Origin of the sequence: Thermoanaerobacter kivui, from assembly GCF_000763575.1 — a bacterium.
GTDB lineage: Bacteria > Bacillota > Thermoanaerobacteria > Thermoanaerobacterales > Thermoanaerobacteraceae > Thermoanaerobacter > Thermoanaerobacter kivui.
Genome location: NZ_CP009170.1, coordinates 206,782 through 232,710 on the forward strand (window position 1 = coordinate 206,782; position 25,929 = coordinate 232,710).

18 protein-coding genes and 1 other annotated feature are annotated in these 25,929 nt (G+C 34.0%); of the genes, 12 read left to right on the plus strand and 6 right to left on the minus strand.

Annotated features, from left to right (window positions below; genetic code table 11):
* The first annotated feature begins 3 nt into the window (after window positions 1-3).
* The 4 genes from TKV_RS01025 to TKV_RS01040 all read left to right on the plus strand — a co-directional run bounded on the left by TKV_RS01025 (window position 4) and on the right by TKV_RS01040 (window position 3,480).
* Complete coding sequence (locus tag TKV_RS01025; protein ID WP_049684395.1) at window positions 4-696, plus strand: ABC transporter ATP-binding protein; 693 nt, start codon at window positions 4-6, stop codon at window positions 694-696.
* Window positions 693-1,868: an ABC transporter permease gene (locus TKV_RS01030; RefSeq protein ID WP_049684396.1), complete on the plus strand. Its 1,176-nt coding sequence runs from the start codon at window positions 693-695 to the stop codon at window positions 1,866-1,868. The genes TKV_RS01025 and TKV_RS01030 overlap by 4 nt, the downstream gene beginning before the upstream one ends.
* A gap of 117 nt (window positions 1,869-1,985) precedes the next feature.
* Entirely contained in the window at window positions 1,986-2,384 is a 399-nt protein-coding gene (locus TKV_RS01035; RefSeq protein ID WP_049684397.1) for a bacteriohemerythrin, read from the plus strand.
* A 367-nt stretch (window positions 2,385-2,751) separates the two neighbouring features.
* The gene (locus TKV_RS01040; protein WP_049684398.1) at window positions 2,752-3,480 is read left to right on the plus strand and encodes a fumarylacetoacetate hydrolase family protein; all 729 of its coding nucleotides are present in this window, start codon (window positions 2,752-2,754) and stop codon (window positions 3,478-3,480) included.
* A 2-nt stretch (window positions 3,481-3,482) separates the two neighbouring features.
* Here TKV_RS01040 and TKV_RS01045 read toward each other — a convergent pair whose 3' ends face one another.
* Window positions 3,483-4,535 (minus strand): DUF1646 family protein, encoded by a 1,053-nt coding sequence (locus TKV_RS01045; protein ID WP_084574148.1) that lies wholly within the window; start codon window positions 4,533-4,535, stop codon window positions 3,483-3,485.
* 74 nt (window positions 4,536-4,609) lie between these two features.
* Window positions 4,610-4,664: a sequence feature (sodium ion sensor (DUF1646 type); this cis-regulatory element may regulate processes involved in with the transportation of sodium ions), on the minus strand.
* Between the two features lie 75 nt (window positions 4,665-4,739).
* Entirely contained in the window at window positions 4,740-5,735 is a 996-nt protein-coding gene (locus tag TKV_RS01050; RefSeq protein ID WP_084574150.1) for a sodium:calcium antiporter, read from the minus strand.
* A gap of 161 nt (window positions 5,736-5,896) precedes the next feature.
* Between TKV_RS01050 and addB the strand changes: the two genes are divergently transcribed.
* The 4 genes from addB to TKV_RS01070 are packed head-to-tail and all read left to right on the plus strand — an operon-like array spanning window position 5,897 to window position 17,770.
* A complete protein-coding gene (gene addB, locus TKV_RS01055) occupies window positions 5,897-9,358 on the plus strand; it encodes a helicase-exonuclease AddAB subunit AddB (RefSeq protein WP_049684399.1) in 3,462 nt (1,153 codons plus the stop codon).
* Window positions 9,336-13,028, plus strand: a complete 3,693-nt coding sequence (gene addA / locus TKV_RS01060) for a helicase-exonuclease AddAB subunit AddA (protein ID WP_049684400.1) — start codon at window positions 9,336-9,338, stop codon at window positions 13,026-13,028. Before addB ends, addA begins: the two co-directional genes overlap by 23 nt.
* Window positions 13,029-13,038: 10 nt before the next feature.
* Complete coding sequence (locus TKV_RS01065) at window positions 13,039-14,256, plus strand: exonuclease SbcCD subunit D (protein WP_049684401.1); 1,218 nt, start codon at window positions 13,039-13,041, stop codon at window positions 14,254-14,256.
* Window positions 14,237-17,770, plus strand: coding sequence for an AAA family ATPase (locus TKV_RS01070; protein WP_049684402.1), 3,534 nt, complete (start codon window positions 14,237-14,239; stop codon window positions 17,768-17,770). The genes TKV_RS01065 and TKV_RS01070 overlap by 20 nt, the downstream gene beginning before the upstream one ends.
* Window positions 17,771-17,791: 21 nt before the next feature.
* On the opposite strand, the gene ltaE is transcribed toward TKV_RS01070, so the two are convergent.
* Window positions 17,792-18,829 carry a low-specificity L-threonine aldolase gene (gene ltaE / locus TKV_RS01075; RefSeq protein WP_039929082.1) on the minus strand — a complete coding sequence of 346 codons (1,038 nt, stop codon included), beginning with the start codon at window positions 18,827-18,829 and terminating at the stop codon, window positions 17,792-17,794.
* Between the two features lie 155 nt (window positions 18,830-18,984).
* Here ltaE and TKV_RS01080 point away from each other — a divergent pair, with 155 nt between their 5' ends.
* A complete protein-coding gene (locus tag TKV_RS01080) occupies window positions 18,985-20,211 on the plus strand; it encodes a MalY/PatB family protein (RefSeq protein ID WP_236617294.1) in 1,227 nt (408 codons plus the stop codon).
* Between the two features lie 354 nt (window positions 20,212-20,565).
* Here TKV_RS01080 and TKV_RS01085 read toward each other — a convergent pair whose 3' ends face one another.
* The 3 genes from TKV_RS01085 to TKV_RS01095 are packed head-to-tail and all read right to left on the minus strand — an operon-like array spanning window position 20,566 to window position 21,858.
* Window positions 20,566-21,228 (minus strand): peroxiredoxin, encoded by a 663-nt coding sequence (locus TKV_RS01085; RefSeq protein WP_003869087.1) that lies wholly within the window; start codon window positions 21,226-21,228, stop codon window positions 20,566-20,568.
* Between the two features lie 2 nt (window positions 21,229-21,230).
* Window positions 21,231-21,665, minus strand: coding sequence for a Fur family transcriptional regulator (locus TKV_RS01090; protein WP_049684404.1), 435 nt, complete (start codon window positions 21,663-21,665; stop codon window positions 21,231-21,233).
* A gap of 16 nt (window positions 21,666-21,681) precedes the next feature.
* On the minus strand, window positions 21,682-21,858 hold the full coding sequence (locus TKV_RS01095) for a MarR family transcriptional regulator (protein ID WP_049684405.1): 177 nt from the start codon (window positions 21,856-21,858) through the stop codon (window positions 21,682-21,684).
* Window positions 21,859-22,180: 322 nt separating this feature from the next.
* On the opposite strand from TKV_RS01095, the gene galT reads away from it, so the two are divergent.
* The 3 genes from galT to glgA are packed head-to-tail and all read left to right on the plus strand — an operon-like array spanning window position 22,181 to window position 25,910.
* A complete protein-coding gene (gene galT, locus TKV_RS01100) occupies window positions 22,181-23,149 on the plus strand; it encodes a galactose-1-phosphate uridylyltransferase (RefSeq protein ID WP_049684406.1) in 969 nt (322 codons plus the stop codon).
* Between the two features lie 24 nt (window positions 23,150-23,173).
* Window positions 23,174-24,721 carry a hypothetical protein gene (locus TKV_RS01105; RefSeq protein ID WP_049684407.1) on the plus strand — a complete coding sequence of 516 codons (1,548 nt, stop codon included), beginning with the start codon at window positions 23,174-23,176 and terminating at the stop codon, window positions 24,719-24,721.
* Between the two features lie 22 nt (window positions 24,722-24,743).
* Window positions 24,744-25,910: a glycogen synthase gene (gene glgA / locus TKV_RS01110; protein ID WP_049684408.1), complete on the plus strand. Its 1,167-nt coding sequence runs from the start codon at window positions 24,744-24,746 to the stop codon at window positions 25,908-25,910.
* The last annotated feature ends 19 nt before the right edge of the window (window positions 25,911-25,929 follow it).

The following is a 25,929-nucleotide window of genomic DNA, read 5'->3' on the forward strand; positions in this document are numbered from 1 at the left end:
ATGATGGATAACATTTTAATAAAAATAAGGAATTTAACAAAGATTTACAAAATGGGAGAAAATGAAGTAAGAGCGTTAGATGGTATAAACCTTGACATTGAAAAAGGGGAATTTGTATCAATTGTCGGTCAATCAGGTTCAGGTAAAACTACTTTAATGAATATAATAGGGTGCTTAGATGTAAAAACTTCTGGAGAATACTTTTTAAATGGCATAGACACAAGCAAACTTTCTGACAATCAATTAGCAGATTTAAGATGTAGCGAAATAGGGTTTGTTTTTCAAAATTTCAATTTGCTTCAAAAAATGACGGCTTTAGAAAATGTGGAATTGCCTATGATATACAAAGGTGTGCCTACAAAAGAAAGGCGGCAAAGAGCCCAGATGCTATTAGAGATGGTAGGACTTAAGGAAAGGATGCACCATAGACCTAATGAATTATCAGGAGGTCAGCAACAAAGAGTAGCAATAGCAAGGGCACTAGCAAATAATCCCCATCTCATATTGGCAGATGAGCCGACGGGAAATTTAGACTCAAAAAGTGGTAGTGAGATAATGAAAATAATAAAGGAGTTGAATGAGAGAGGAAACACAGTAGTACTCATAACTCATGACCCTAATATAGCTGCACAAGCAAAAAGAATAGTAAGAATAAAAGACGGACGCATTTTAGAAAACGAGGTGGTAACACCGTGAGATATGTAGAAGCTTTGAAAATAGCTATACGCAGTATTTTAAGCAATAAAATGAGGTCTTTTCTCACCATGTTGGGGATTATAATAGGTGTCACAGCTGTTATAGCCTTAGTAAGTATAGGCCAAGGCTCTACAAGAAGTATTACTTCTCAGATACAAAGTATGGGTTCAAACCTCATAATGGTAAACGTAATGGGGAGAGGGGGAGAAAGCTCTTTAACTTATGACCAAGCCATTGCTTTAAAAGACTCAAGCTTTATAGCTGCTATATCTCCGGTCATATCTAGCAGTGTAACGGCTATGTACGGAAATAATTCAGTGGACAACACAACAGTAAATGGAGTAAATGGAGATTATCAATCAATACGCGATCTACAAGTAGCAGCTGGCAGATTCATTTTGCCGATGGATGATGAAGGAAGGAACAAGGTGGCAGTTCTTGGCAGCAATGTAGCGAGAGAGCTTTTTGGCTTTACTGACCCTATTGGCAAGACTATAAAATTAAATGGCCAAAACTTCACGGTAGTAGGTATTTTGTCACAAAAAGGTTCTTCAATTGCAGGTTCTGATGATGATTCAATATTTATACCCCTTAAGACAATGTTCTACTTTGCGAAAAATAGAGACATAAGACAAATATATATAGAAGCTACAAGCCCAGATACTGTTGAACTTGCTAAAAACGAAATAAACAGCAAACTGTTGCAGATATTTAAAGGCGATACAAATGCCTTTAGAATAATGGACCAATCACAAATTTTATCTACAGTAAATAGTGTTACTGCTACTTTGAGCTTGCTCCTTGGAGGAATTGCAGGAATCTCCCTTTTAGTCGGTGGAATTGGGATAATGAACATAATGCTTGTATCTGTTACTGAAAGGACGAGAGAGATAGGGATAAGAAAAGCATTAGGAGCCAAAAAGAAAGATATATTACTTCAGTTTATAATTGAATCATTAACTTTAAGCGGATTAGGAGGAATAGTGGGAATTATAGTAGGATACGTATTGTCGATGGTACTAGGCTCAGCTATGAATATAAATGCTAAGCCTTCTCTCTCTACAGTATTAATATCCTTCTCTTTCTCGGTAATTGTAGGATTGTTCTTTGGCGTATATCCTGCAAATAAAGCTGCCAATTTAAATCCAATTGAAGCTCTAAGATACGAATAAAATACAAAAAAGGACAAACTTCTTAATTTTTCTTAAGAGTTTGTCCTTTTTAATATTGCTTTTTTGTCGATAAAAGTTTACAATGTAGTTAATGATAAAATCGGGAGGAGAGAGTAATTGAAGTGGACTGAATCTTTATCAGTTGGAAATGAACTCGTTGACAGCCAACATAAAGAGTTAATAAAAAAAGTAAATGATGTTTTGGAGGCTTGCAACCAGAAAAAAGGAAAAGAAAAAATTGAAGAAGTGATGAAATTTTTAAAAGATTATACTATAGAACATTTTAGCGCTGAAGAAGACCTCATGAAAAAATATCAATACCCTTCCTATGAAGAACACAAAAAAATTCATGAAGATTTCATTAAAAAAGTAGAGGAATTGGACGAAAAAATAAAAAAAGAAGGCATAAACTTATCAATTATAATGCTTGTCAATAAAACGTTGGTGGATTGGCTTATAAATCACATAAGCAAAGAGGACAAAAAGGTAGGAGAGTATATAAAAAGTCAAATGTAATTAAGCCTGTAAATACAGGCTACAGCTTGTTGACAAAATCAAAAATTTTAAAATAGGATATTTTGCATCGTCACTCCGATGTTCCAAAGCGACAAAACTAAGCTCGACCTTCGGGTTCCGGCAGGGTACCGGGCACAATCGACGTCCTGTCTCAGGTGCCCGCCTCCGCCATCCTTGGCTACGGCCCTGCCTCCACCCTCGGTCTTGCTAAGTTTTGTTGCCGCTTTGTCACAAGTCGTTCCTTATGCAAAATATCCTATTTTCGAAAGTTTGTCTATAGTCTGAAGCCTGTAAATACAGGCTGTTTTTTAATCATAAGTTATGTGGTAAAATATTTTTAAATCTAAAAATTTAAGGAGGTTTTATTGTGAGGCTTGTGCGAATAGATAAAGCGTTGAATGAATATGGAGTAATTGAAGGGGATAAAGTTATTGCATTTGGAAGTGAAGGCTTTTATTCTTATAACTTGGAGGAAGTAAAGCTTTTGCCTCCTTGCCTGCCTACAAAAGCTATATGTGTAGGGTTAAATTATAGGGATCATATAGAGGAAATGGGGGACAAAGAGCCGGAGGAACCGACATTATTCATAAAACCTTCAACAGCAGTTATTGGCCCTGATGATTTTATAGTCCTTCCAGAGATGTCAGAGAGGGTTGACTATGAGGGGGAACTGGCTGTTGTAATAGGCAAAAGAGCGAAAAATGTATCTTTAAAAGATGCGTTAGATTATGTCCTTGGCTATACGATAGCTAACGATGTAACAGCAAGAGATTTGCAGGCAAAAGATGGCCAATGGACAAGAGCGAAGTCTTTTGACACCTTTTTGCCTATAGGCCCTTGGATTGAGACAGACTTAGACCCTTCTTCTTTGGACATAACTACATATGTAAATGGTGTAGTAAGGCAAAAAAGCAACACCAAACACCTCATATTTAACGTTCCAAAACTTGTGAGTTTTATATCTCACATAATGACGCTAAACCCTGGCGATGTCATATTGACGGGAACACCCTCTGGCGTTGGACCCTTAAAATCAGGCGATGTTGTAACTATTGAAATAGAGGGAATAGGTAAACTGACAAACAGAGTAAAATAAAATCAAATTACAAAATGAATGATAAAATATATAACTAAACCAACTAAAGACAGAGGAATTCCTACCAAAGCCCATTCACGGCTTTTAATATTCAGCTTTCCTGCTGATATGATATTAGGTATGTTTCCTGGAATCAACATGCCGCCACTTATTAGAAGCCCCATCAATATTGCTTGGATTTGTTCTGTTGTCATAGCAGGGCTTATTTCAGCTGCTGCCAGTGTTGCGTTGTCAAGCACTGCTGAGGCCATATTTATCCAATATAAAAGTCGGCTATCAAGATGAATTATATAATTGTCAATAATAGGTTTGAATCCTGCACCTAAAAGTTCCAATGCCAGAATAAAAACGAAAATTTTAAATGCTTGAATAAAGATAAATTGAAATCTTTCAACTTTTTTAATTTCCTCTGCTTCTTTAACATAATTTTCTTCTATAATGAAATGGTTATTTATCTCTAATTTATTAATGTAAAGTAAACCTAAAAAACCCAAAGCTAATATACCTGGTATGACGTAAATGCCTAAAGTATTGAAAAGGTAAAAAAAGTTTGCATTTAATTTTGAAGTTACTATTGTGGCTAAAGGCTCTCCAATTGGTGTTAGTGCAGCACCCATGCCGATTGAAAGAGAGGCAATGACAGTAATCACCACTTTGTCTTTGTGTTTTAAAGGCAACAAGTGAATTATTTCCACTAATATTATTGAGGCTATTATGGCTGTAATTATACTGGCTGTCAAGCCAAGGATAATAATGATTAAAAATATAAATATTTTAAGTGGAATATGAGTTACTACTGTTCCTATAGATTTTTTAAATTTATCTTTAAATATCTCAAATAAAAGTCCTGATAAAAATACGGCTGCTGTTATTAAATACAAAAGATGATTTTTAAATATGTGTTCTATCAGGTCATAAGAAAATACTCCTGATACAAATGCTGCAGCAACTCCCATTGCAAAAAGAAAATATTCGATGTTGTGTTCTATATGCCTATTTGCAAGAGGCAAAATTAGGATCATTAATAATATTACTAAGAGTGCAACAATGACCACAATCCATCCTCCTTTTACATTATTATTTGTATTATTTTGTAAAATGAAAGGTGGAAAAACTCACCTTTAAGATGAGCTTCCCACCCAAGAAGCCAATAGTTCTTGAACAAGTTATAAAACTTGCCAACCGTCAAAAACTTTATTCACTTTATTAAAATTATAACACACAAGTATTTTTGTAAGCAATAGAGGCGAAGATATAAATTAATGAAGTATAGTGATTAAAAATATTCCGTATAACACTCCTCCAAACATCAGCACAAAAGGATTGACTGACTTTCTAATATTTATCCACATTAAATTTAAAATAGCTGAAGTTAAAGCTAACATGGCACTTAAAAAAGCTATTCCTGTTATGTTCCACGGGGTAAACAGTATACCAACAGTAACTGGTATGGAAGACTGAAACACCATTGCACCTGTTATATTTCCAAGTGCAAGGGTGTCTTTTTTTTGTCCTACCCATACAATAGAATTGAGTTTTTCAGGCAATTCTGTTGCAATAGGTGTTATGACAATTGAAAGTATAAGAGGTGAAATTCCCATCATGTGAGACAAATCTTTTACATATCCTACAAACAAGTGAGCGCCAAAAATTATTCCTAAAAGGGAAAGAGCAAGTTGCGTAGTTATCCAAAACAAGTTGGTGTCTACACTAAACACTTTTGTAAAATATAAAGTTCCTATGTTTTCTTCTATTTTCTGCTCGTCTGAAAAAGTGCGCTTTACGTAGAGAGCGTATGATACTAATATTAATACAACTGCAAAAGTTCTCACTTCATTAAATTGGTTAAAAACAGAGGTAAAAATTGCAACAGTGTATACTAAAATAAAATACATTAAATCTCTGCGAAATACCTTTTTATTTGCATTCATTTTTAATGTTCTTTTTCCGAAAAGAGAATAAATTATGACGGCAGCACCCGTTATCAAAAATCCTAAGGTAGAAAGCATAAAAGGAGCGCCCAGAATAGCACCTGTAGCTATTTGGCTTGCTTCCCTTCCTCCATAAAAAAGTATAGCGATAATTGGTATAATTGTTTCTGGAAGTGCTGTACCTACAGCAGCCAGAATACTTCCGACAACCCCTTGACTTAAGTTTAGCTTTTTCCCAAACCATTCTATTGAGTTTGTAAATAAGACACAGGCAAAAAGTATAAAAGCGAGACTAAAAAGCAGCATCAGTATATCTTGTGTCAATTTTTACAACTCCTTTTTGGGTGGTGTTTTAGACCATTTACAGTAATGTATTGTACCACAAAACGAGAATATAATTCAATAGTTTGAGTCTCTTCACCAAACATTAATAATGTGGTAACATTTATATTAGATATGTCTTTTCGCTTAAAGGAGTGGACGATATGAGTATAAGATTTATATATGGAAGAGCAGGTACAGGCAAGACTACTTTTTGCCTTAACGATATAAAAAGAAAATTAAATGATGGAAAGTCTCACCTCCTTATACTACTTGTCCCCGAACAATTTACCTTTGAGGCAGAAAAATATCTTTTAAATACAATTGAAAAAGATGAAAAGATGAGGGCACAAGTTTTAAGTTTTAAGACTTTGGCAAATAGGGTATTTACAGAAGTTGGAGGTCTTACCCGTCAGCACATGAAATCCTGCGGAAGGTCAATGCTTATTTATAAAATAATGGAAGACATACAAAAAGACCTTAAGGTTTATTCTAAAGCCTCCAGGCAGCAGGGTTTTATCAAAAAAGTTTCAGAAGTTATAACAGAGCTTAAAAGATTTGAAGTGACTCCTGAAAAGTTATTAGAGATAACTGAAACAATAGATAATTTAGGATTAAGAGAAAAACTAAAAGACATAAGTTTAATATATTCTAAATTTGAAGAGAGTTTACACCAAAATTATATAGACCAAGAGGATGAGTTGACTCTTTTAGCAGAGAAACTTGAATATTCTTCTCAATTTGAAGGAGCGGAATTTTGGATAGACGGCTTTACGGGTTTTACGCCAAAGCAGTACAGGGTAATAGAAAAGCTTTTAAAAAAAGCATCAAGAGTAAATATTACTCTCTGTATGGACACTTCTAATATCTCTGCTGAAATTGATACTACAGACCTTTTTTACACCACTAAAAAGACAGAAAGCAAACTTTTAGAGATTTGTCAAAGAAATAATATATCCTATGAAAAACCAGTAAATTTGAATATAGGGATTCCACAGAGATTTAAAGAAAGTGAAGAACTAAGTTTTATAGAAAAACATCTCTTTTCCTACCCTTACAAAGTATATCTAAAAGAAACAGAGGATATAAGCATATTTAAGGCTGTCAATGTCTATAGCGAAGTTGAAGAGACTGCAAGAGATATCATAAGGCTCGTGAGAGATGAGGGGTTTAGGTATTCTGACATTGTGGTAGCTACTCGCGATTTAAATAGATATCATAAACTCATAAAAGCTATATTTTCTCAATATGGAATTTCCTGTTTTATAGACATAAAGATGGAAATAAAAAACAATCCCATCATCGTTTTTATAACCTCCCTTTTTGACATTCATTTAAAAAGATGGTCTTATGAGTCTGTTTTTAGATACCTAAAGACAGGTTTTACAGATTTAGAAAAAGAGGACATAAACCTTATTGAGAATTATGTTTTAGCTAACGGTATAAAGGGAGATAAATGGAAAGAGGAAGTTTGGAATTACAGGTTAAATTACAGATTTGATAGACTTTCAATAGAGGAAGATGAAAAAGAGATAATAGAGAGAGTGAATGAGATAAAAGGAAAAATCGCAACTCCCTTACAGGATTTTTATAAGAAGTTTTCTAAATCAAAGAATATTAAAGAAGCTTGTGGTACTTTGTATGATTTTTTAGTTGAAATGAAATTGCCTCAAAAGATTGAAAAATTGATTGAAAAGTTTAAACAAGAAAAGGAATTTGACACGGCAAATCAATATGCACAAGTGTGGGATATTGTTGTAGATGTTTTAGACCAAATGGTAGAAGTGATGGGGGAGGAAAAAGTTACAGCAGAGCAGTTTGCAAAGATATTAAGCATAGGATTTGATGAATATCAAATTGGAAGTATTCCTCCTGCACTTGATGAAGTTTTGGTTACCAGTGTCGATAAGATGAAAAGTCACAATGCAAAAGCTCTTTACATAATCGGCGTAAATGATGGTATATTTCCTGCTTCTCTTTTTGAGGAAGGAATTTTGACAGATGGGGAGAGGGAAATTTTAGCTTCCCACAATGTGGAGTTGGACAGAGATACAAAGACTAAGATATTTGAAGAGCAATTTTTAGTCTACACTGCCCTGACTTCCACAAGTAAATTTTTAAAGATAAGTTATCCCATTGCTGACCATGAAGGGAAAAGCTTAAAACCCTCTATAATAATTTCCCGCTTGAAAAAGATTTTTCCTAGAATAAAGCAGTTGAGCAATGTGGTGGAGATGGATACGGAAGAAGAAAATTTAAATAGGGTTTCAACACCTCCTCCCACTTTTAATGAGATGATAAAGTCAATTAAGATGTGGGATATCACAAATAAAATGCATCCTCTGTGGTTGGATGTGTATAAATGGTATGCTAAAAGTGAATCATGGAAGCCGAAATTGACAAGGGCTTTAGAAGGACTTTATTACACTAATCAGGTTGAAAAAGTACCTGCCCACAAGGTAAAAAAGTTGTATGGGGATGAAATGTATTTTAGCGTATCCAGACTTGAAAAATACGCAGCTTGTCCTTTTGCTTATTTTGTGCAATACGGTCTTAAAGCGAAAGAAAGAAAAATCTATAGTTTTGAACCGCCTGATTTAGGGACTTTTATGCACAATGTCCTTGACAGGTTTTCTAAAGCACTGGAGGAAGAAGGACTTACTTGGCAGGATATTGACAGAGAGTGGTGCGATGAGGCTGTGGCTATTATTGTGGATGACATGATACAAAAAATACCAGGATATATTTTAAACAGCAGCCCCAGATACAAATATCTTGCTGAAAGGTTAAAAAGAGTGCTTTCTAATGCGGTATGGGTGGTATCTGAGCATATAAAGAGAAGTTCTTTTGTGCCTTTAGACCATGAGGTTGCTTTTGGCGATAACCAAAAGTATCCTCCTATAAAGATTGTGCTGTCAAACGGTGAGGAGATAAATCTCATAGGGAGGATAGACAGGGTTGATATATTTGAAAAAGAGGATGAAGCCTATATAAGGATAATAGATTACAAGTCTGGCAACAAAACTTTAGACCTTTCAGATGTTTTCTATGGTTTAGAACTTCAGCTTTTGATATATTTAGATGCTATATTAGAAAGTGCAATAAAGGGAAACACAAATTTAAATCCGGCTGGCATATTCTACTTTAAAATAGATGACCCGATTATAAAGGCAGATAAAGATATATCAGATGAAGAGTTGCAAATGCAGATTTTTAAAAAATTGAGGCTGGAAGGGCTTGTTTTAAATGATGCTCAAATTATAAAAGAGATGGACAAATCAATTGAAGGTACTTCTTATATAATTCCAGCAACAATCAATAAAGACGGGAGTGTAGGCAAAAACACCAAAGGAGCTACAAAAGAGCAGTTTGAATTGTTGAGAAAACACGTCAAAAAAACTATACAGCGTTTGACCGAACAGATGCTAGAAGGAGATATTTCAATTTCTCCATATAAAAAAGATAAAGAGACTCCTTGTAAATATTGCCCTTACTCTTCTGTCTGCCAATTTGAAACGAATTTTAAAGGGAATGAGTACAGGGTTATAAAGAGTAAAGATGTTGAGGAGATATGGAGTATATTGGAACAGGAAGTGAAGTCAGATGGAAACCAAATGGACTTATGAACAGCAGCTGGCCATAAATACAAGGGGCAGTAATCTCTTGGTGGCAGCAGGTGCAGGCTCTGGCAAAACGGCTGTCTTAGTTGAAAGAATCATAAAACTTGTCACGGATGACAAAAATCCTGTAGATATTGATAAACTTTTAGTTGTTACTTTTACAAATGCTGCTGCCTCTGAAATGAGAGAAAGGATAGCAGAAGCGTTGATTTCTAAGTTAGAGCAAAATCCGGAAGACAGGCGGCTTAGCAATCAGCTAACATTACTTAACAAAGCTACAATCACCACAATTCACTCCTTCTGCTTGGAAGTAGTGAGAAATAACTTTTTTCTCATAGATTTAGACCCTAACTTTAGAATAGGGGATGATACAGAAACTTTACTTTTAAAATTAGAGGCGTTAGAGGAGCTTTTTGAGGAATTATATCAAAAAGAGGATAATGAAGATTTTTTGACATTGGTTGAAAGTTATGGAGGCACAAGGGACGATAAACCCCTTGTAGATATTCTTTTAAAATTGTACGACTTTGTAAAATCACTTCCCTGGCCTGAAAGATGGCTTGGAGATGTATTACTGAGCTTCGAAGTTAAAGAAGATTTTAATTTTGAAAAATCGCAATGGGCTGCAGTCATCTTAGACAGTTTAAAAGTAGAAATGTCAGGGCTTTTAAATGGAATGTATGTGGCAATTGCTAAACTTCATAGTGAAAATAGGCTACAAAGCTATCTTGATAATTTTGAAATAGAGGCGGGAAATTTGGAAAAACTTCTAGACTGTGAAAATTGGGAGGAATTTAGAAAACAGATAAATGCTATAGAGTTTGATAGACTTCCCAGAGCAGGTAAAGATGCAGACCCTAAAGTAAAAGATGAAGTGACAAAAATAAGAAATGAGGTTAAAGCTAAAATTAAGGAGATAAGAAATAAGTTTTTTTCAGATGACATAGAAAAAATTGAAGAAGAAATTAAAGCTTTGTACCCTAACATGAAGGCTTTAGTGGATTTGATTTTACTTTTTGATAAAAAATATGCTGATAAAAAAAGGGAAAAAAGCATTATAGACTTTAATGACATTGAACATTTTGCACTGCAAATTTTGACAGAAGTCGATGAAAACGGGAATGTGAAGCCTTCAGAGGCAGCTTTGATGTATAGAGAAAAATTCCAAGAAATTTTTGTGGATGAATATCAAGATTCTAATTTAATACAGGAAGTTATACTAAGCACTATAGCCCGAGAAGACACACCTAACAGGTTTATGGTAGGAGATGTAAAACAGAGCATATACAGGTTTAGGCAGGCAAATCCTTATATATTTTTTGAAAAGTACAATACTTATTCTTCAAAAGAGGAAGATAAAAATAAAAAGATACTGCTTTATAAAAATTTCAGAAGCAGACCCCAAATCATAGATGCGGTAAATTTCATTTTCAAAAAGATAATGTCTAAGAATGTAGGTGAGATAGATTATACAGAGGAAGAAAAGTTAAATTGTGGAGCAGATTTTGGAACACCTCCTCTTGATGCCATTGTAGGTGGACCTGTGGAAATACATTTGATAGAGAAAAATGATGAAACTCCTGAAGAGGAAGAATTAGAGGTTTATGGGGAAGAAGAGGAAGAGATTATTGACAACATACAAGTAGAAGCAAAGGTGGTAGCTCAAAGGATAAAGGAATTAGTTACACAAAATGAGAAAAATACCTTTATGGTTTATGATAAAAACCTCAAAAATTACAGGCCTGTGGAGTATAGGGATATAGTAATACTTTTGAGGGCTACAGAAAGATGGGCACCTGTATTTTTAGAAGAATTTATAAATGCCGGTATTCCTGCTTTTGCGGACACAGGAACGGGATACTTTGAAACAACGGAGATAAAGACTATAATATCCCTCCTTCAGGTGATAGACAACCCAATGCAAGATATTCCATTGTTGGCAGTTTTGAGGTCTCCTATTTTTTCCTTTACCCCAGAAGAATTAATTGACATAAGGTTAGAAGAGCCTAATAGAGCTATATATGAAGCACTTAAAAAGGTATCACAAAGGGAGGATGAATTAGGGCAAAAAGCTAAAAGTTTCTTAGAATCATTGAAAAAGTGGCAAGAGGAAGCCATTTATATACCGGTGGATGAGTTTTTGTGGTATTTATATCAAGACACTGGTTATTATGCCTATGTAGGGGCAATGCCTCAAGGAGCGCAGAGGCAGGCAAACTTGAGGATTTTGTTTGAAAGGGCAAAGCAGTACGAGGAAACAAGTTTTAAAGGGCTGTTTAACTTTATCAATTTTATAAACCGCCTCAAAGTCAGCAGTGGCGATATGGGAAGTGCTAAAATAGTAGGAGAAAATGAAAATGTAGTCAGGATAATGAGTATACACAAAAGTAAAGGTCTTGAATTCCCGGTAGTCATAGTGGCAGGGTTAGGTAAACAGTTTAATTTAAAGGATTTAAGTCAAAGCGTATTGTACCATCATTTATTAGGATTGGGCCCTGAGTTTGTGGACTTCAAGAGAAGAATTTCTTATCCCAGCATTGTGAAAGAGGCAATAAAAAACAAAATAAAGTTAGAAAGCCTTTCTGAAGAGATGAGAGTTTTGTACGTTGCTTTGACAAGGGCAAAAGAAAAGTTAATATTAGTTGGAAGTGTTAAAGACATAAAGGGAAAAGTGAAAAAATGGTGCAATATTGCTATGTTGGAGAGTAAGGTGCCTGAGTATGAAATTTTAAGAAGTAAAAGTTATATAGATTGGATAGGTCCTGCTGTTATAAAGCATGCGGATTTAAAACCTTTAAGGGATTTTGCACAGGTACAATATGTGGCTGTGGAAGAGGATAGCTCACAGTGGCAGGTAAGGATTTGGAATAAAAAAGATGTGATTTTTGATAAAAAACAGGTTGAGGAAGAGACAAACTTATTGCAAAAGCTTGAAAACTTAGATTTAGATAGCCCTAGCAGTGAATTTTATGATGAAGTGACAAGGCGTTTAAATTATGTATATCCTTATGAAAAAGCCTGCCATTTGCCTGCGAAACTTTCTGTTACAGAAATTAAAAGAATTTTAAACGAAGAAGTAATAGATGAGGACACTACTTCAATATTTGAAAAAACAGTCCTTAAAATCCCTGCCTTTTTAGAAAAGAAAAAAGGACTTACTGCAGCCGAAAAAGGTATAGCTATGCACCTTGTCATGCAAAAATTAGATTTAAATGGGGATTTGAGTGTAGAAGGCATAAAGAAGCAAATTAAGAATATGGTGGATAGAGAGATTTTGACAGAAGCACAGGCTAAAGAGATAGACATAAGAAGAATTGAAGAATTTTTTAGAGCTTCTCTTGGAAGGAGAATGTTAAGTTCTCAAAATGTAAAAAGGGAAGTGCCTTTCCATATAAAAATTAAAAGTACAGAAGTTTACAAAGATTTGCCTGAAGAATACGAAAATGAATTTATAGCTGTGCAAGGCATTATTGACTGCTTTTTTGAAGAAGAGGGAGAAATAATCCTTATTGATTACAAGACGGATTATGTGACAGAGGAAATGATGGAGGAAATAAAAGAAAAATATAAAGTGCAGATAGATCTTTATGCAAAGGCTTTAGAAAAGATTACTGGCAAAAGAGTCAAAGAAAAATATATTTACCTCTTCTTTAATGGAATGATTCTGGAATATTAAGGGTGATAAAATGAGGATTTTACATACTTCAGACTGGCATTTGGGAAAAAGCCTTGAAAATTTTTCAAGGATTGAAGAGCAGGAGAAATTTTTAGAGGATTTTGTGCAGATGGTGGAGGAAAACAATGTAGACCTGGTCATAATTGCCGGGGATATATACGATTCTTCAAACCCTCCTGCAAGGGCGGAAATGCTTTTTTACACAACTTTAAAAAAACTTTCCAACGGGGAAAGAGTGATTTTGGTCATAGCAGGAAATCATGATAATCCAGAGAGACTTTCAGCTGCAAGCCCCTTTGCTTATGAGCACGGAGTGATACTTTTAGGTACTCCTAAAAGTATTGTGCCCAAAGGAGACTTTGGGAAATTTAAAATTTTAGATTCGGGAGAAGGTTTTTTAGAAATTGAGATAAAAGGTGAAAAAGCTGTAATTATAGCTCTTCCTTATCCCAGTGAAAAAAGGCTAAATGAAATTTTTACATCAGAATTGGAGGAAGAGAAAAGGCAGAAAAGTTACTCTGAAAGAGTTGGTGAAATTTTTAATGACCTTTCGAAAAAATACAGAGAAGATACTATAAACATTGCGGTATCTCATATTTTTGTTGCAGGAGGAGAGGAGTCAGGTTCAGAAAGGCCTATTCAGTTAGGAGGAAGTTTTACAGTAGAAATAAGGCACCTGCCACAAAAGGCGCAGTACATAGCTCTCGGACACCTTCACAAACCTCAGAGAATTTCTTCTACTCTTCCTGCTTATTATTCTGGTTCCCCTCTTCAGTACAGCAAAAGTGAGATGAACCATTCTAAATGTGCTTATTTAGTAGATTTAAAGGCAGGAGAACCTGCACTTGTGAAGGAAATATATTTTAAAAATTACAAGCCTATTGAAGTGTTTAGGTGTAATGGCATAGAGGAGGCTTTAGAGATTTGCAATGAATACAGGGATAAAGATATATGGGCATATTTCGAGATTAAATCTGAGTCTCCACTGCCTTCTTCAAAGATAAAAGAAATGAAGAGCATATTACCGGATATAGTTGAAATAAAGCCAATTTTGCCAGAGGATGAAATGGAAATTGAAGACTATGAGATAGATGAAAAAAGTGTAAAGGAACTTTTTGAAGAATTTTATTTAAAGGAAAACAAAGTTCCTCCAACAGAGGAGGTTTTAGAACTTTTTATGAGTATAATAAAGGAAGAGGATGAGGAAGATGAGACCTCTGAAGCTTAAAATTGCAGGGCTTAATAGTTTTGTAGAAGAACAAATTATTGATTTTGAAGTCCTAACAGAAAAAGGACTTTTTGGCATATTTGGTCCCACAGGAAGTGGAAAATCCACTATTATAGATGCAATTACTCTTTCAATGTACGGAAAAATTCCCAGAAATAGCAAGGATTTTATAAATACTCAATCTACATCTATGTCTTTGACATACCAGTTTGAAATAGGTGTTGATGGGGCAAGAAAAAGGTATATAGTTGAGAGAAATGTAAAAAGGGACGCAAAAAGCGGCGGTTATAAAACTACATTAGCAAGACTGCGGGAAATAGGGGAAAGTGGAGAAAGAGTTTTGGCAGAAAAAGATAGGGAAGTTCAGCAAAAAATAGTGGATTTAATTGGACTTACAGCAGAGGATTTTACTCGTTCTGTAGTGCTTCCACAAGGGAAATTTAGTGAATTTTTAAAGCTAACAGGCAAAGAAAGAAGGGACATGTTAGAGAGGATTTTTGGCTTAGAAAAGTATGGAAGCAAATTACTTGTTAGAATAAGAGATGTAAAGAGAGAAAAAAGTAATTTATTGAATGAGGTAAATGCGAAGTTAAGTCAGCACGAAGGTGTTACTAAAGAAGCATTGGAAGATTTAAAGAAAAAGTTTGAGATTTTAAAAGAAGAAGAGAAAACTTTAAAAGAACAAAAGGATAAATTAGATAAAGAAAGGGAAAAACTTAAAGGGATATGGGAAAAACAGCAGGAATTAAATCAATTTTTGCATAAGAAGGAAGTCTTAGACCGTAAGTTAAAAGAAATAGAAGATAAAAAGGAAAAGTTAAAAAAAGCGGAAAAGGCATTATCAGTAAAACCGTATATAGACTCTTTAGTGGAGACAGAGAAAAAACTCATTTTAAATCAAAAGGATGTGGAAAAGTATTCTAAAGAGTTGGAGGAGGCTGAAAAATTACTTGAGAAGGTAGAAAAAGAATATGAGGCTTCATTAAAAGAAAAGGAAGAAAAAATTCCTCTCATAATTGAAAAGGAAGAAAGGCTTAAAAGGGCTTTTAAACTGAGAGATGAGATAAAAAAGATTAATAGTGAAAGGGAGAAACTTGTAAAGGAGTATAAAGATTTAAAAAAGCAGATAGATGGGATAGAAAGAGAAATAAAAGCCCTGTCCGATTCTATAGATATAGCAAAAAAAAGCTTAAGTGAGAAGGAAAAAAGAATTAATGAAATTAAAGTTGATTCGAATAAAAGGGAAAAAATTTTTGCTGCTTTTGAGATTCAGAAAGAGTTTGAAAGGGCAGACAAAGAGAAAAAAGAAAAGGAGAAAAGAACTTTAGAATTAAAAGAGCTAATAGGTAAGCAGCAGAAAGATATTGAAAAAATAGACAATTTATTGAAACAAAAAGAAAAAGAAATACAAGAGGTTGACAATAATATAAAAAATCTTGAAATGCAAAAGCCTCCCACAAATGAAGACCTTTTGGACCTGCAAAAAAGTTTAGAAAGAAAAAGATTAGAAATTTTAGAATTAAAAGAAAAAGAAAAGTTAAAAAATGAGACGGAAAATAATTTAAAAGAAATTTTAAAAATAAAAGAAGAAATAAATAATGAGATAAAAGAGATTGAAGAGAAATTAAAAAATAAGAATAATAGTTTGGAAGAAGTAAAAAAAGATATAGAGGAACTTGTAAAAAACAACATGGCAGGTGAACTGGCAGAGGGATTAAAAGAAGGTGTTCCCTGTCCTGTCTGTGGTTCGATTCATCATGTAAGATTGGCACAAAAGGTAGAGGAAGACTTAATAAAAGAAAAGCAGGAAATAAAGGCAAACTTAGAAAAGGATATAATGGACTATCAAAGTAAGCTTTTTAAATTAAAAGGTGAATTATCAGGAATAGAAGTCAAAGAAGAGATGTATAAAAAAGAATATGATAAACTGTGGGATATATTAAAAGACATTAACCTTTTAAAGTTAGAAGAAGAATTAAATAAGATGGAGTCTGATTTTATACAGTGGAAAGAAAAATTAGAAAAATGGAATAAGAGTAAGGAAGAATTAGAGACCTTAATTAAAAAATTAAAGGAGGAAAAAGCAAGTTTAGATTTAGAACATACAAGATTAAAAGAAGGTATAAATAAAGATATTAGCCTTTTGAAAGAGTTTGAGTCTTCTCTTGAGGCTATTAGTATAACTTACAGTGAATTAGAAGGTCAGTTAAGAATATCAAGGGAAGAATTGGGGATTTCAGATTTTAAAGAAAAAGTGGAGGAGATAAATCAAAAAGAGAGGGAAATAGAAGGCCTGAGGAATGAAATAGAGAATTTTAAAAATACGATTGAAGAATTGACAAATAAAAAGGAAACCCTTTCAAACAATCTCAATGCTCTTTCAATAAGGAAAGGACAGATAGAGGAAATAGGTAAGGAAAAAAGTAAAAACCTTCGGGAGAGGCAGCAGGAGTTTGATTCTTTATCAGAAGGTAGAGACATAGAAGAATATTTAAAAGAGATTCAGTATAATAAAGAAAAAATTACAAAAATGGAGAGTGTTTTAAAAGAAACTTTAGAAAAGGCAAGAAAGGATAAACAAAATATAGAGAGTAAAAAGATATCTGCCCTTGAGAGTCGGGACCTTTTAAATAATATGTTTAGGGAACAAAGTGAAAAATTAGAAAATGCTCTATTAGAAAAGGGATTTAAGGATAAAAAAGAGGCTTTGGAGTATTTATTAGACAGTGAAAATATTAAAAAAATTGAGAAAGAAATTAAGAATTTTGAAAATGAATATGTATCTGTAAACAAAAGTATAGACAGACTGATGGAGATATTAAAGGGGCAGAAAATTAATGAAGAAGAATGGAATCAATTAGAAGAAAGCATTAAAGGGTTGGAACAGGTCTTAAACGAAAAAAGGAAGGAAATAGGCGCTACAGAAAAGGCTATTTCAGATATGCAAGAGAATTTGCAAAAAGTAGAAGAATTTACGAAGCAGAAAAAGGAATTAGAGCGTGTAGTGGATATATTAAATGAATTGGACAATCTTTTTCAGGGAAATAAATTTGTAGATTTTATTGCCGCAAGACAGCTTAAATATATAACCTTTTTTGCATCAAAAAGGCTTAAGGAAATAAGCAGGGGAAGGTATGCTCTTGAGATTGATTCAGACAACAATTTTGTAATGAGAGATGACTTCAATGGCGGAGTAAGAAGGTCTGTAGATACTTTATCTGGCGGTGAAACTTTTTTGACATCCCTTTCTTTGGCTTTGGCTCTTTCTTCTCATATACAATTAAAGGGAAGAGCACCTTTAGAATTCTTTTTCTTAGATGAAGGCTTTGGAAGTCTTGACGCGGAACTTTTGGATATAGTGATGACCTCTTTAGAAAGGCTTAAAAAAGACAAAATGGTAGTGGGCATAATAAGCCATGTAGAAGAATTAAAGGACAGGGTACCCGTAAAACTGATTGTTACACCGCCTGCCGCTTCTTTAGAAGGGAGTAAGGTGAGAATAGAATATACATAGAGAGAAGGGGATACCTTCTCTCTAAAACTGTCTTACAATTTTCTCAATTGCATCGAGAGTTTTTTCAATGTCTTTTTTACTTATGTAATAATGAGTTACAAATCTTACTGCAAAATCATTTCCGCCATTTATTAAAATTCCCTGCTCTTTTAATTTTAGAGCAAATTCTTTGCCAGTCATTCCTGTTTTTGATATGTCGGTCATTACTATATTTGTTTGTACCGTTTCCAGGTCGAGGTTTATTCCCGGTATATTTTTTAATCCTTCTGCTAAAAATCTTGCATTGTCATGGTCTTCCTGTAGCCTTTTTGTCATTTTTTCAAGTGCTACAATGCCAGCAGCTGCAATAAAACCTGCTTGTCTCATTCCACCACCTAACATTTTGCGGTATTTCCTCGCTTTTTCAATGAAATCTTTTGTGCCGACGACTACCGACCCAATAGGGGCGCATAAGCCTTTGGAGAGGCAAAACATTACACTATCTGCATATTTGGCTATTTCTCTTACATCTACTTTAAGATAAGTAGCGGCATTGAATATTCTCGCACCATCTAAATGAACAGGTATATTGTGTTTTTGAGCTATTTCGTATATTTCCTTCATAATTTCAATTGGAGTTACAGTGCCACCAGCTCTGTTATGAGTATTTTCAAGGCAGATAAGACTTGTGACGGGGTAATGTATGTCCTTTGGCCTTATGGCCTTTTCTACATCGGCAGGATTTAAGACACCTTTGTTGCTTTTCAAAGCTTTTGTCTGTACGCCTGCAAGGTATCCCACTCCTCCAACTTCATAAGTTATGATATGGCAGTTTTCTTCTACAATAATTTCTTCTCCTGGATGAGTGTGAGTCATTATTGAGACTTGGTTACCTTGTGTACCGCTTGTTACTAGCATTGCTGCTTCTTTTCCCAACATTTCTGCTGCCATTTCTTCAAGTTTTCTCACTGTAGGGTCTTCGCCGTAGACGTCATCACCTACTTCAGCCTTGTACATGGCTTCCCTCATTTCTTCAGTGGGCACTGTTACAGTGTCACTTCTTAAATCAATATATTGCATTTGTAATCCCCTCTCGCCAATATGATTCATAAAAATTTCTTTTGTTCTCATTATACCATATAATACCTGAAATTTTTAATAATTTATTCTCATTTATAGTATGGTATCAAAATATTTTAAACAAAGAAATTTAGTATAGAAATAAAAAGTTTAACATGATAAAATATATGTGTGTGGTAGACATTAAGTTAAAAGGTAGGAGAGTTGATATGAAATACAATTTTGATGAAATAGTAGATAGGAGAAATACAGATTCAATTAAATGGGGAAATTTAAAAGAGACTTTTGGTGAGGAAGACATTTTGCCAATGTGGGTTGCGGATATGGATTTTAAAGCCCCTACTGAAGTTATAGAAGCATTTAAGGAAAGAGTCCAACATGGAGTATTTGGATATACATGGATACAAGATTCTTTTTACGATGCGATTATAAATTGGGTCAAAAGAAGGTTTAATTGGGATATAAAAAAAGAATGGATTTTATTTATTCCTGGAGTGATTCCAGGGCTTAGTATTGGAGTTAGAGAATTGACAAATGAAGGAGAAAAAGTTTTAATACAGCCGCCAGTATATCCACCATTTTATGAAGTTATCAACAATAATAACAGAGTTATAAATAAAAATCCTTTAAAACATAATGGGAAAAAGTTTGTTATGGATTATGAAGATTTGGAAAAGAAAATAGATGAAGAAACAAAATTAATGATACTTTGCAATCCTCATAATCCTGTCGGAAGGGTGTGGACAAAAGAAGAACTTGAAATATTAGGATATATATGTGTCAAAAATGATTTAACAATTATATGCGATGAGATACACAGTGATTTTATTCTAAAAGGTTATAAACATACACCTCTTGCGACAATTTCCAAAGAATTAGAACAAAGGACTATAACTCTTATGGCCCCCAGCAAAACTTTTAATATTCCGGGACTTGCTACAGCATTTGCCATCATTCCAAATCCAGATTTAAGAAATAAATATCAAAAGGCTATTAAAGCCTTGAGAATAGATAATATAACTATTTTTGGAGCTTTGGGATTAGAGACGGCATACAATAAAGGGGAAGAATGGTTGGAAGAGTTGCTAAAATATATTGAATATAATATAGATTTTGCTATAGATTATATCCATAAGAATATACCTGAGGTGGAAGTAGATAGACCAGAAGGCACGTACTTACTTTGGCTTAATTTTAAAAAATTAAATAAAACTTCTGATGAGATATACAAAGCTTTAATAGAAGTAGGTAAAGTAGCATTAAATGATGGAAGGCAATACGGAGAAGAAGGAGATGGATTTTTTAGGCTTAATGTAGGTTGTCCAAAGGCTACGTTAGAAGAAGGTTTAAGAAGAATAGAAAAAGCAGTAAAAAGCTTATAAATTTAAGCGGGTCTATTAAAAAACCCTGCTTTTAGACTGTAGACAAACTTTGGAAAATAGGATATTTTGCAATCGGTGCGACTTGTTACAAAGCGGCAACAAAACTTAACAAGACCAAGGGTGGAGGCAGGGCCGTAGCCATGGATGGCGGAGGCGGGCACTAAGACAAGGATGTCGAATGTGCCCGGTACCCTGCCGGAACCCGAAGGTCGAGTTTAGTTTTGTCGCTTTGGAACATCGGAGTGACGATGCAAAATATCCTATTTTAAAAATTTTTGACTTTGTCAACAAACTAAAGCGGGTCTATTAAAAGACCCGCTTTGTCGAAAAGAAGGGATATTTTATGAAGTGACCTTATTTCAAAGGCTTGTGTACAAACCACCAGTCAAAAGCTTCAATTTCTTTTGATTTAATCTTTTCTTTTCTTTCATTTGCAGAAGCTTCATCAGTGGATGGTGGGACTATTACATGGTCTTTAATTAAGTAGTTGTTTGGCCATTTCTCAGGGAGTGCCACCCCGTATTGGTCTGCTGTTTGCAATGCTTTTAATGCTCTTAATATTTCATCTACATTTCTTCCAACTTCTTGTGGATAATACATTATAAGTCTTATTGTTCCTTTGTCGTCTACTATAAATACTGCTCTTACAGTATTGGTGCCTTTGCCTGGATGAATCATTCCTAATTGGTTAGAGACTTTTCCTAAGTCATCAGCTATGACTGGGAAAGGAATAGCTATGTTTGTGTTGTCCTTTATCCACTCTACCCATTTTATGTGGGAGAAAACTTGGTCAACTGATAGACCTATTAATTCAGTGTTTAATTCTTTAAAGTCATTAGCTTTCCTTGCAAATTCTACAAATTCTGTTGTGCAAACTGGTGTAAAGTCTGCTGGGTGGCTAAAAAGCACAAACCATTTTCCCGCGTAATCCTCAGGCAGTCTCTTTACTCCGTGAGTGGTCACTACCTCCATAGATGGGAATTTTTCTCCTAACAATTTCATTCTAATTTCCTCCATTTTTAAACCTCCTTATTTTTCTCATTACATTTTTTGCATATGCCATAAACATTTATGTCAACATTTCTAATTACAAAGCCTTTTAATTCTTCTACATTTATAATTTCCTCTGATACGGGAAAATCATATACATTGCCACATATCTCACATTTAAAGTGTCCGTGAAAGTAAGTGTTTATATCATATCGCAATTCTTTTTCTTTCAAAGATAAAGCATTTACAACTCCTTTTTCCATAAACAATTCCAATGTGTTGTAAACACTGGTTTTTGAAAGGGTTGGTATTTCGCTTATCAAGTATTGATAAATGTCATCAGCTGTTGGGTGTATTCTATTGTTTAAAAGGTATTCTAATACTTTTATCCTTATGGTAGAAGGCTTTATATCATGTCTCTTTAAATAATCTTTTAATTGCTCTATTGTATAAGTCATTTTCATTACTTCTTTCTCATGATTATTTTGCTGCGTAGTAGCATCTTTTGGGAGACATTATCAAGTCCTCTTTTTTTAGCTCTTTTATAGCTTTGTCTACTTCTTTTTTGTCTAAATTAGCTTTTTGAGCAATATCTCCTGGTCTTAGAGGCTCAGAGGATTCTTTTAAAGTTTTTAGTACCAGTTCTTTTAGTTCCATTTATCTCACCTCATTTGTATTAAATTTAATTTTGTATTTATTTCAATTTTATTATAATATCAATTTTTCTTTTTGTCAACAGTTTTTTATTTTATTTTTTCCTTCATGAGGAGAAATTATTAAAAAATGAAGCAGTAATCTTTAAAAAAACATTGACAATTTTAAAGGAAAAGTATATTATAATAGTAGAATGCATTCGGTTGCATAAAAGTTTTAGCATTTCTCCCCGATTTGATTAATTTTCATAATTAATCAAATTCTTTTTTTAATCTGACGATGCATTCGATTGCATTTACTAAAAAGAATAGGAGAGGTCTTACAAATGTCCGAAATAAGATATGACCTTATAACTGGTAAAAGGGTAATTATAGCTACAGAGCGAGGTAAAAGACCTCATGATTTCAATGTAAACTATGAGGAAAAGAAAAATAATACTTGTCCTTTTTGCCCAGGAAACGAAGAGATGACTCCTCCTACTTTAGTTGAAATTAAGGATGAAAAAGGAAATTGGTTAGTGAGAGGTTTTGAAAATAAATTTGCAGCTGTGAATAGAGATTTAAAAAGTTTTGAGGTGCCATCCCTTTATAAAGCGGAATATGGCTATGGTGTAGCAGAAGTGATAGTAGAGTCACCAGAACACGATGTAACTTTTGGAAGTTTATCTTTAGGGCAAATGCAAAAAGTTTTTATGGCAATAATTGAGCGTTATAAAAAAATTGCTCAAGACGATAAAATAAAATACATTCAGGTGTTCAAAAATTTTGGAGCAAGAGGAGGAGCTTCCTTAGAACACGGGCATTGGCAGATTATAGCTACTTCTTTTATTCCAGATGTTGTAGAAAAAGAGGTATTTGGGACACAGGAATATATTAAGAAGAATGGTAAATGCCCTTATTGTGAAATTATAGAATACGAAAAAAGAGAAGGAATAAGGGTAATAGCAGAAAATGACAAATTTATTGCTATAAGTCCGTATGCTTCTCAATATGCTTATGAGTCATGGATAATGCCTAAAGAACATCAGGAGCGCTTTGAAAAGTTAAGTGAAGAGGACCTTATAAGTCTAACTAAACTGCTTAAAACTATTATTGAAAAGTATGAGGGAGAATTTAATATGCCTCCATACAACATCGTCATCCATACATTGCCGGTTTCCGATATTCGAAATTATCATTGGCATATTGAAATAATGCCAAGGCTTACGACAGCAGCGGGGTTTGAATTGGCGACAGGAGTCTATATAAATCCAATGTCACCAGAAATGGCGGCATCGGTTTTAAAAATAGAATGAAACTCTATTGAAAGAAGTGGTCGGATGTATATCGATGAGAATCTCAAATTTGAAGACATTCCTTCAAAATTGGAAAGTATAGTAAAAAGTATGGATGATGAGACTTTAAAAAAGTTTAGATGGTTTCAAGAAAAAGCCTACACTATTTTAGAAAAGTATCTATTTGATTATGCGATATTACTGCAATATGAGGCTAAAATTATAATTGCGGCTATAATAGCATTTGTAGTAAAAGACCCGAATACAAAAAAAGAAAGCACTTCTTTGTACTATTTGCCTTTGATTATAACGAAATATTTGACTAATAATGATTTGATTAGCATCATAGAGGGATTAAATTTTAAAGCTTTTGTATATGATGGTGTTGATGATATAGAGTATGTGAAGCTTTTAAATAAAATATTGCGAGAAGAAGGCAGAATACCTTTTAAGTCAGATGCTAAATTGATAGCTGTCAGATTAAAACAAGAAGACATCTACAAGTCACGTCGGTTGAGCAATAAATCCAGTAACAGTCTCACGTTTTTGCAAAAAGATGAAATTATAAAGACGTATAGAAAGCTTGTCAAAGGAATAAACCCTGACCTTGAAATGACCCTTGAATTGAGGCGGATGGGTTTTGAAAATGTGCAAGATATAAGAGGTTATTTTTTGTATCAGGACAAAGAGGGGAAAAAACACACTGTTGCAATAGTTGTGGAGTATATTAAAAATATGGGGGATATGTGGCAGTACACTCAAGATTATTTGGCTTCATTAATCTCTCGCTTATCAGGTTGTGAAGATATAGATGAAGGCTATGTAAAAAGTTATTGTAGCGATTACATTGAAGAAGTAAAAAATATTGCAGGAATAATTGCTGACATGCATATTAAGTTGTCACAGATTGATGAAGAAGATTTTGGGAAAAGAGATGCAAACACATCAGACATCCAAGACCTTTTGAAAAGCATAAGAAGCAATTTCTACAGGCTTTTAAGTTTTATGAAATCGGGAAATTTTGAGGAACCGATAGATTCAATGATAAAAGAAATTGTGCTGCAACAAGATTTTTTAACTGCGAAATTACAAGAGTTTGAAAACAGCAGCGTTTTTGGCAAATACATGAGATGTCATGGTGATTTGCATTTGGAGCAAATTTTAAAAACTGAAAATGGATACGTGATAATAGATTTTGAAGGAGAACCGACAAAGCCGATTGAGATTAGAAAGAAAAAAATATCTCCTTTAAAAGATGTAGCTGGAATGGTGCGTTCCTTTAGCTATGCTGCATGTGCTGCATATTTTAATTACTTGCAACAAAGCGGAACATTAGAAAATGAAAGGATAGAAAGATTACTTTCTTTTTGGGCAGAAGTTGTAACACAAAATTTCATAGAAAGCTATGTGAATTTAGTACGAAAAGAGGCACCAGACATTATACCAGAGGATGAAAGTTTTGATGCGGCTCTTGCGCTTTTTAAGTTGGATAAAGCATTGTTTGAAGGGCTTTATGAAGTGAACAATAGGCCTTTGTGGTTTAAAATACCTTTGAAAGGCATATTAGAGTGCATTAAGGATTTAAAATTTTAAAAAGAAAGATTGGAGGTAAATTATGGATAATTTAAAAGTGACGATTTTTACAAATGAATATCCTCCTAATATTTACGGTGGAGCAGGGGTGCATGTAGATTATCTTACCAAGGAATTGTCCAAATTGATGGAAGTTGATGTAAGGTGCTTTGGAGACCAAAATTACACCGAAAATAATCTCAGAGTTCGCGGATATAAGGAATGGGATAAGTTAAAAGAAAATTCCGATGCAAGGTATCAAAAAGTATTAGGACCTTTTTCTATAGACTTGGCAATGATAAAAGACGAAATAGATTCTGATATACTCCACTGCCATACCTGGTATACTTTTATGGCAGGTTTTTTAGCGAAGAAATTGTACGATAAGCCATTGGTAGTTACAATTCACAGTCTTGAACCTTTAAGACTCTGGAAAGAGGAGCAGTTGGGAAACGGATATAAATTAAGCTCGTGGATGGAAAAAACGGGCATAGAAGCTGCTGATAGAGTTATAGCTGTTTCTAAAGGGTCAAAAGAGGATATCTTGAAATGTTACGACATTCCGGAAGAAAAGATTGAAGTGATTTACAACGGTATTGATTTAAATCAGTATCAAAAGACAGATGAAAATGTGGCGCGAAAAAAATACGGAATTGAGGGGAAATATATTCTTTTTGTAGGTAGAATTTCAAGGCAAAAGGGTATTACCCATTTAATAGATGCTGTTAAGTATTTGCCTAAGGACATAAAAGTAGTTTTGTGTGCTAGTTCTCCTGATACTCAAGAGGTATTGGAGGAAGTGGAACAAAAGGTAAAGGGCCATGACAATATTATTTGGATTAATAAAATGTTGGAAAAAGACGAGATAATAGAGTTATACAGCAATGCGGAAGTTTTTGCATGCCCTTCGGTTTATGAGCCTTTTGGCATAATAAACTTAGAAGCAATGGCTTGTAAGACTCCTGTTGTCGCAAGTGCTACAGGAGGAATTAAAGAAGTTGTGATACATGATGAGACAGGATTTCTTGTGGAACCAGGAAGTCCAGAAGAATTGGCAAAATATATAAATATACTTTTAAATAACAAAGAATTGGCAATAAAGTTTGGGGAAAATGGCAGAAGGCGCGTTGAGGAGATGTTTAGCTGGGAAAGTATAGCCCAAAAAACTTATGATATGTACAAAGATGTGATAGATAAGTATAAAAAATGAAAATGCAAAAGCAGGACGC

Bases quoted from the DNA above. Each gene is read 5' to 3' on its own strand.
- ltaE (WP_039929082.1), bottom strand. From the start codon at position 18,829: ATGCAATATATTGATTTAAGAAGTGACACTGTAACAGTGCCCACTGAA.
- TKV_RS01105 (WP_049684407.1), top strand. From the start codon at position 23,174: ATGTATATCGATGAGAATCTCAAATTTGAAGACATTCCTTCAAAATTG.
- TKV_RS01080 (WP_236617294.1), top strand. From the start codon at position 18,985: ATGATAAAATATATGTGTGTGGTAGACATTAAGTTAAAAGGTAGGAGA.
- addB (WP_049684399.1), top strand. From the start codon at position 5,897: ATGAGTATAAGATTTATATATGGAAGAGCAGGTACAGGCAAGACTACT.
- TKV_RS01090 (WP_049684404.1), bottom strand. From the start codon at position 21,665: ATGAAAATGACTTATACAATAGAGCAATTAAAAGATTATTTAAAGAGA.
- TKV_RS01065 (WP_049684401.1), top strand. From the start codon at position 13,039: ATGAGGATTTTACATACTTCAGACTGGCATTTGGGAAAAAGCCTTGAA.
- TKV_RS01025 (WP_049684395.1), top strand. From the start codon at position 4: ATGGATAACATTTTAATAAAAATAAGGAATTTAACAAAGATTTACAAA.
- galT (WP_049684406.1), top strand. From the start codon at position 22,181: ATGTCCGAAATAAGATATGACCTTATAACTGGTAAAAGGGTAATTATA.
- addA (WP_049684400.1), top strand. From the start codon at position 9,336: ATGGAAACCAAATGGACTTATGAACAGCAGCTGGCCATAAATACAAGG.
- glgA (WP_049684408.1), top strand. From the start codon at position 24,744: ATGGATAATTTAAAAGTGACGATTTTTACAAATGAATATCCTCCTAAT.
- TKV_RS01095 (WP_049684405.1), bottom strand. From the start codon at position 21,858: ATGGAACTAAAAGAACTGGTACTAAAAACTTTAAAAGAATCCTCTGAG.
- TKV_RS01070 (WP_049684402.1), top strand. From the start codon at position 14,237: ATGAGACCTCTGAAGCTTAAAATTGCAGGGCTTAATAGTTTTGTAGAA.
- TKV_RS01085 (WP_003869087.1), bottom strand. From the start codon at position 21,228: ATGGAGGAAATTAGAATGAAATTGTTAGGAGAAAAATTCCCATCTATG.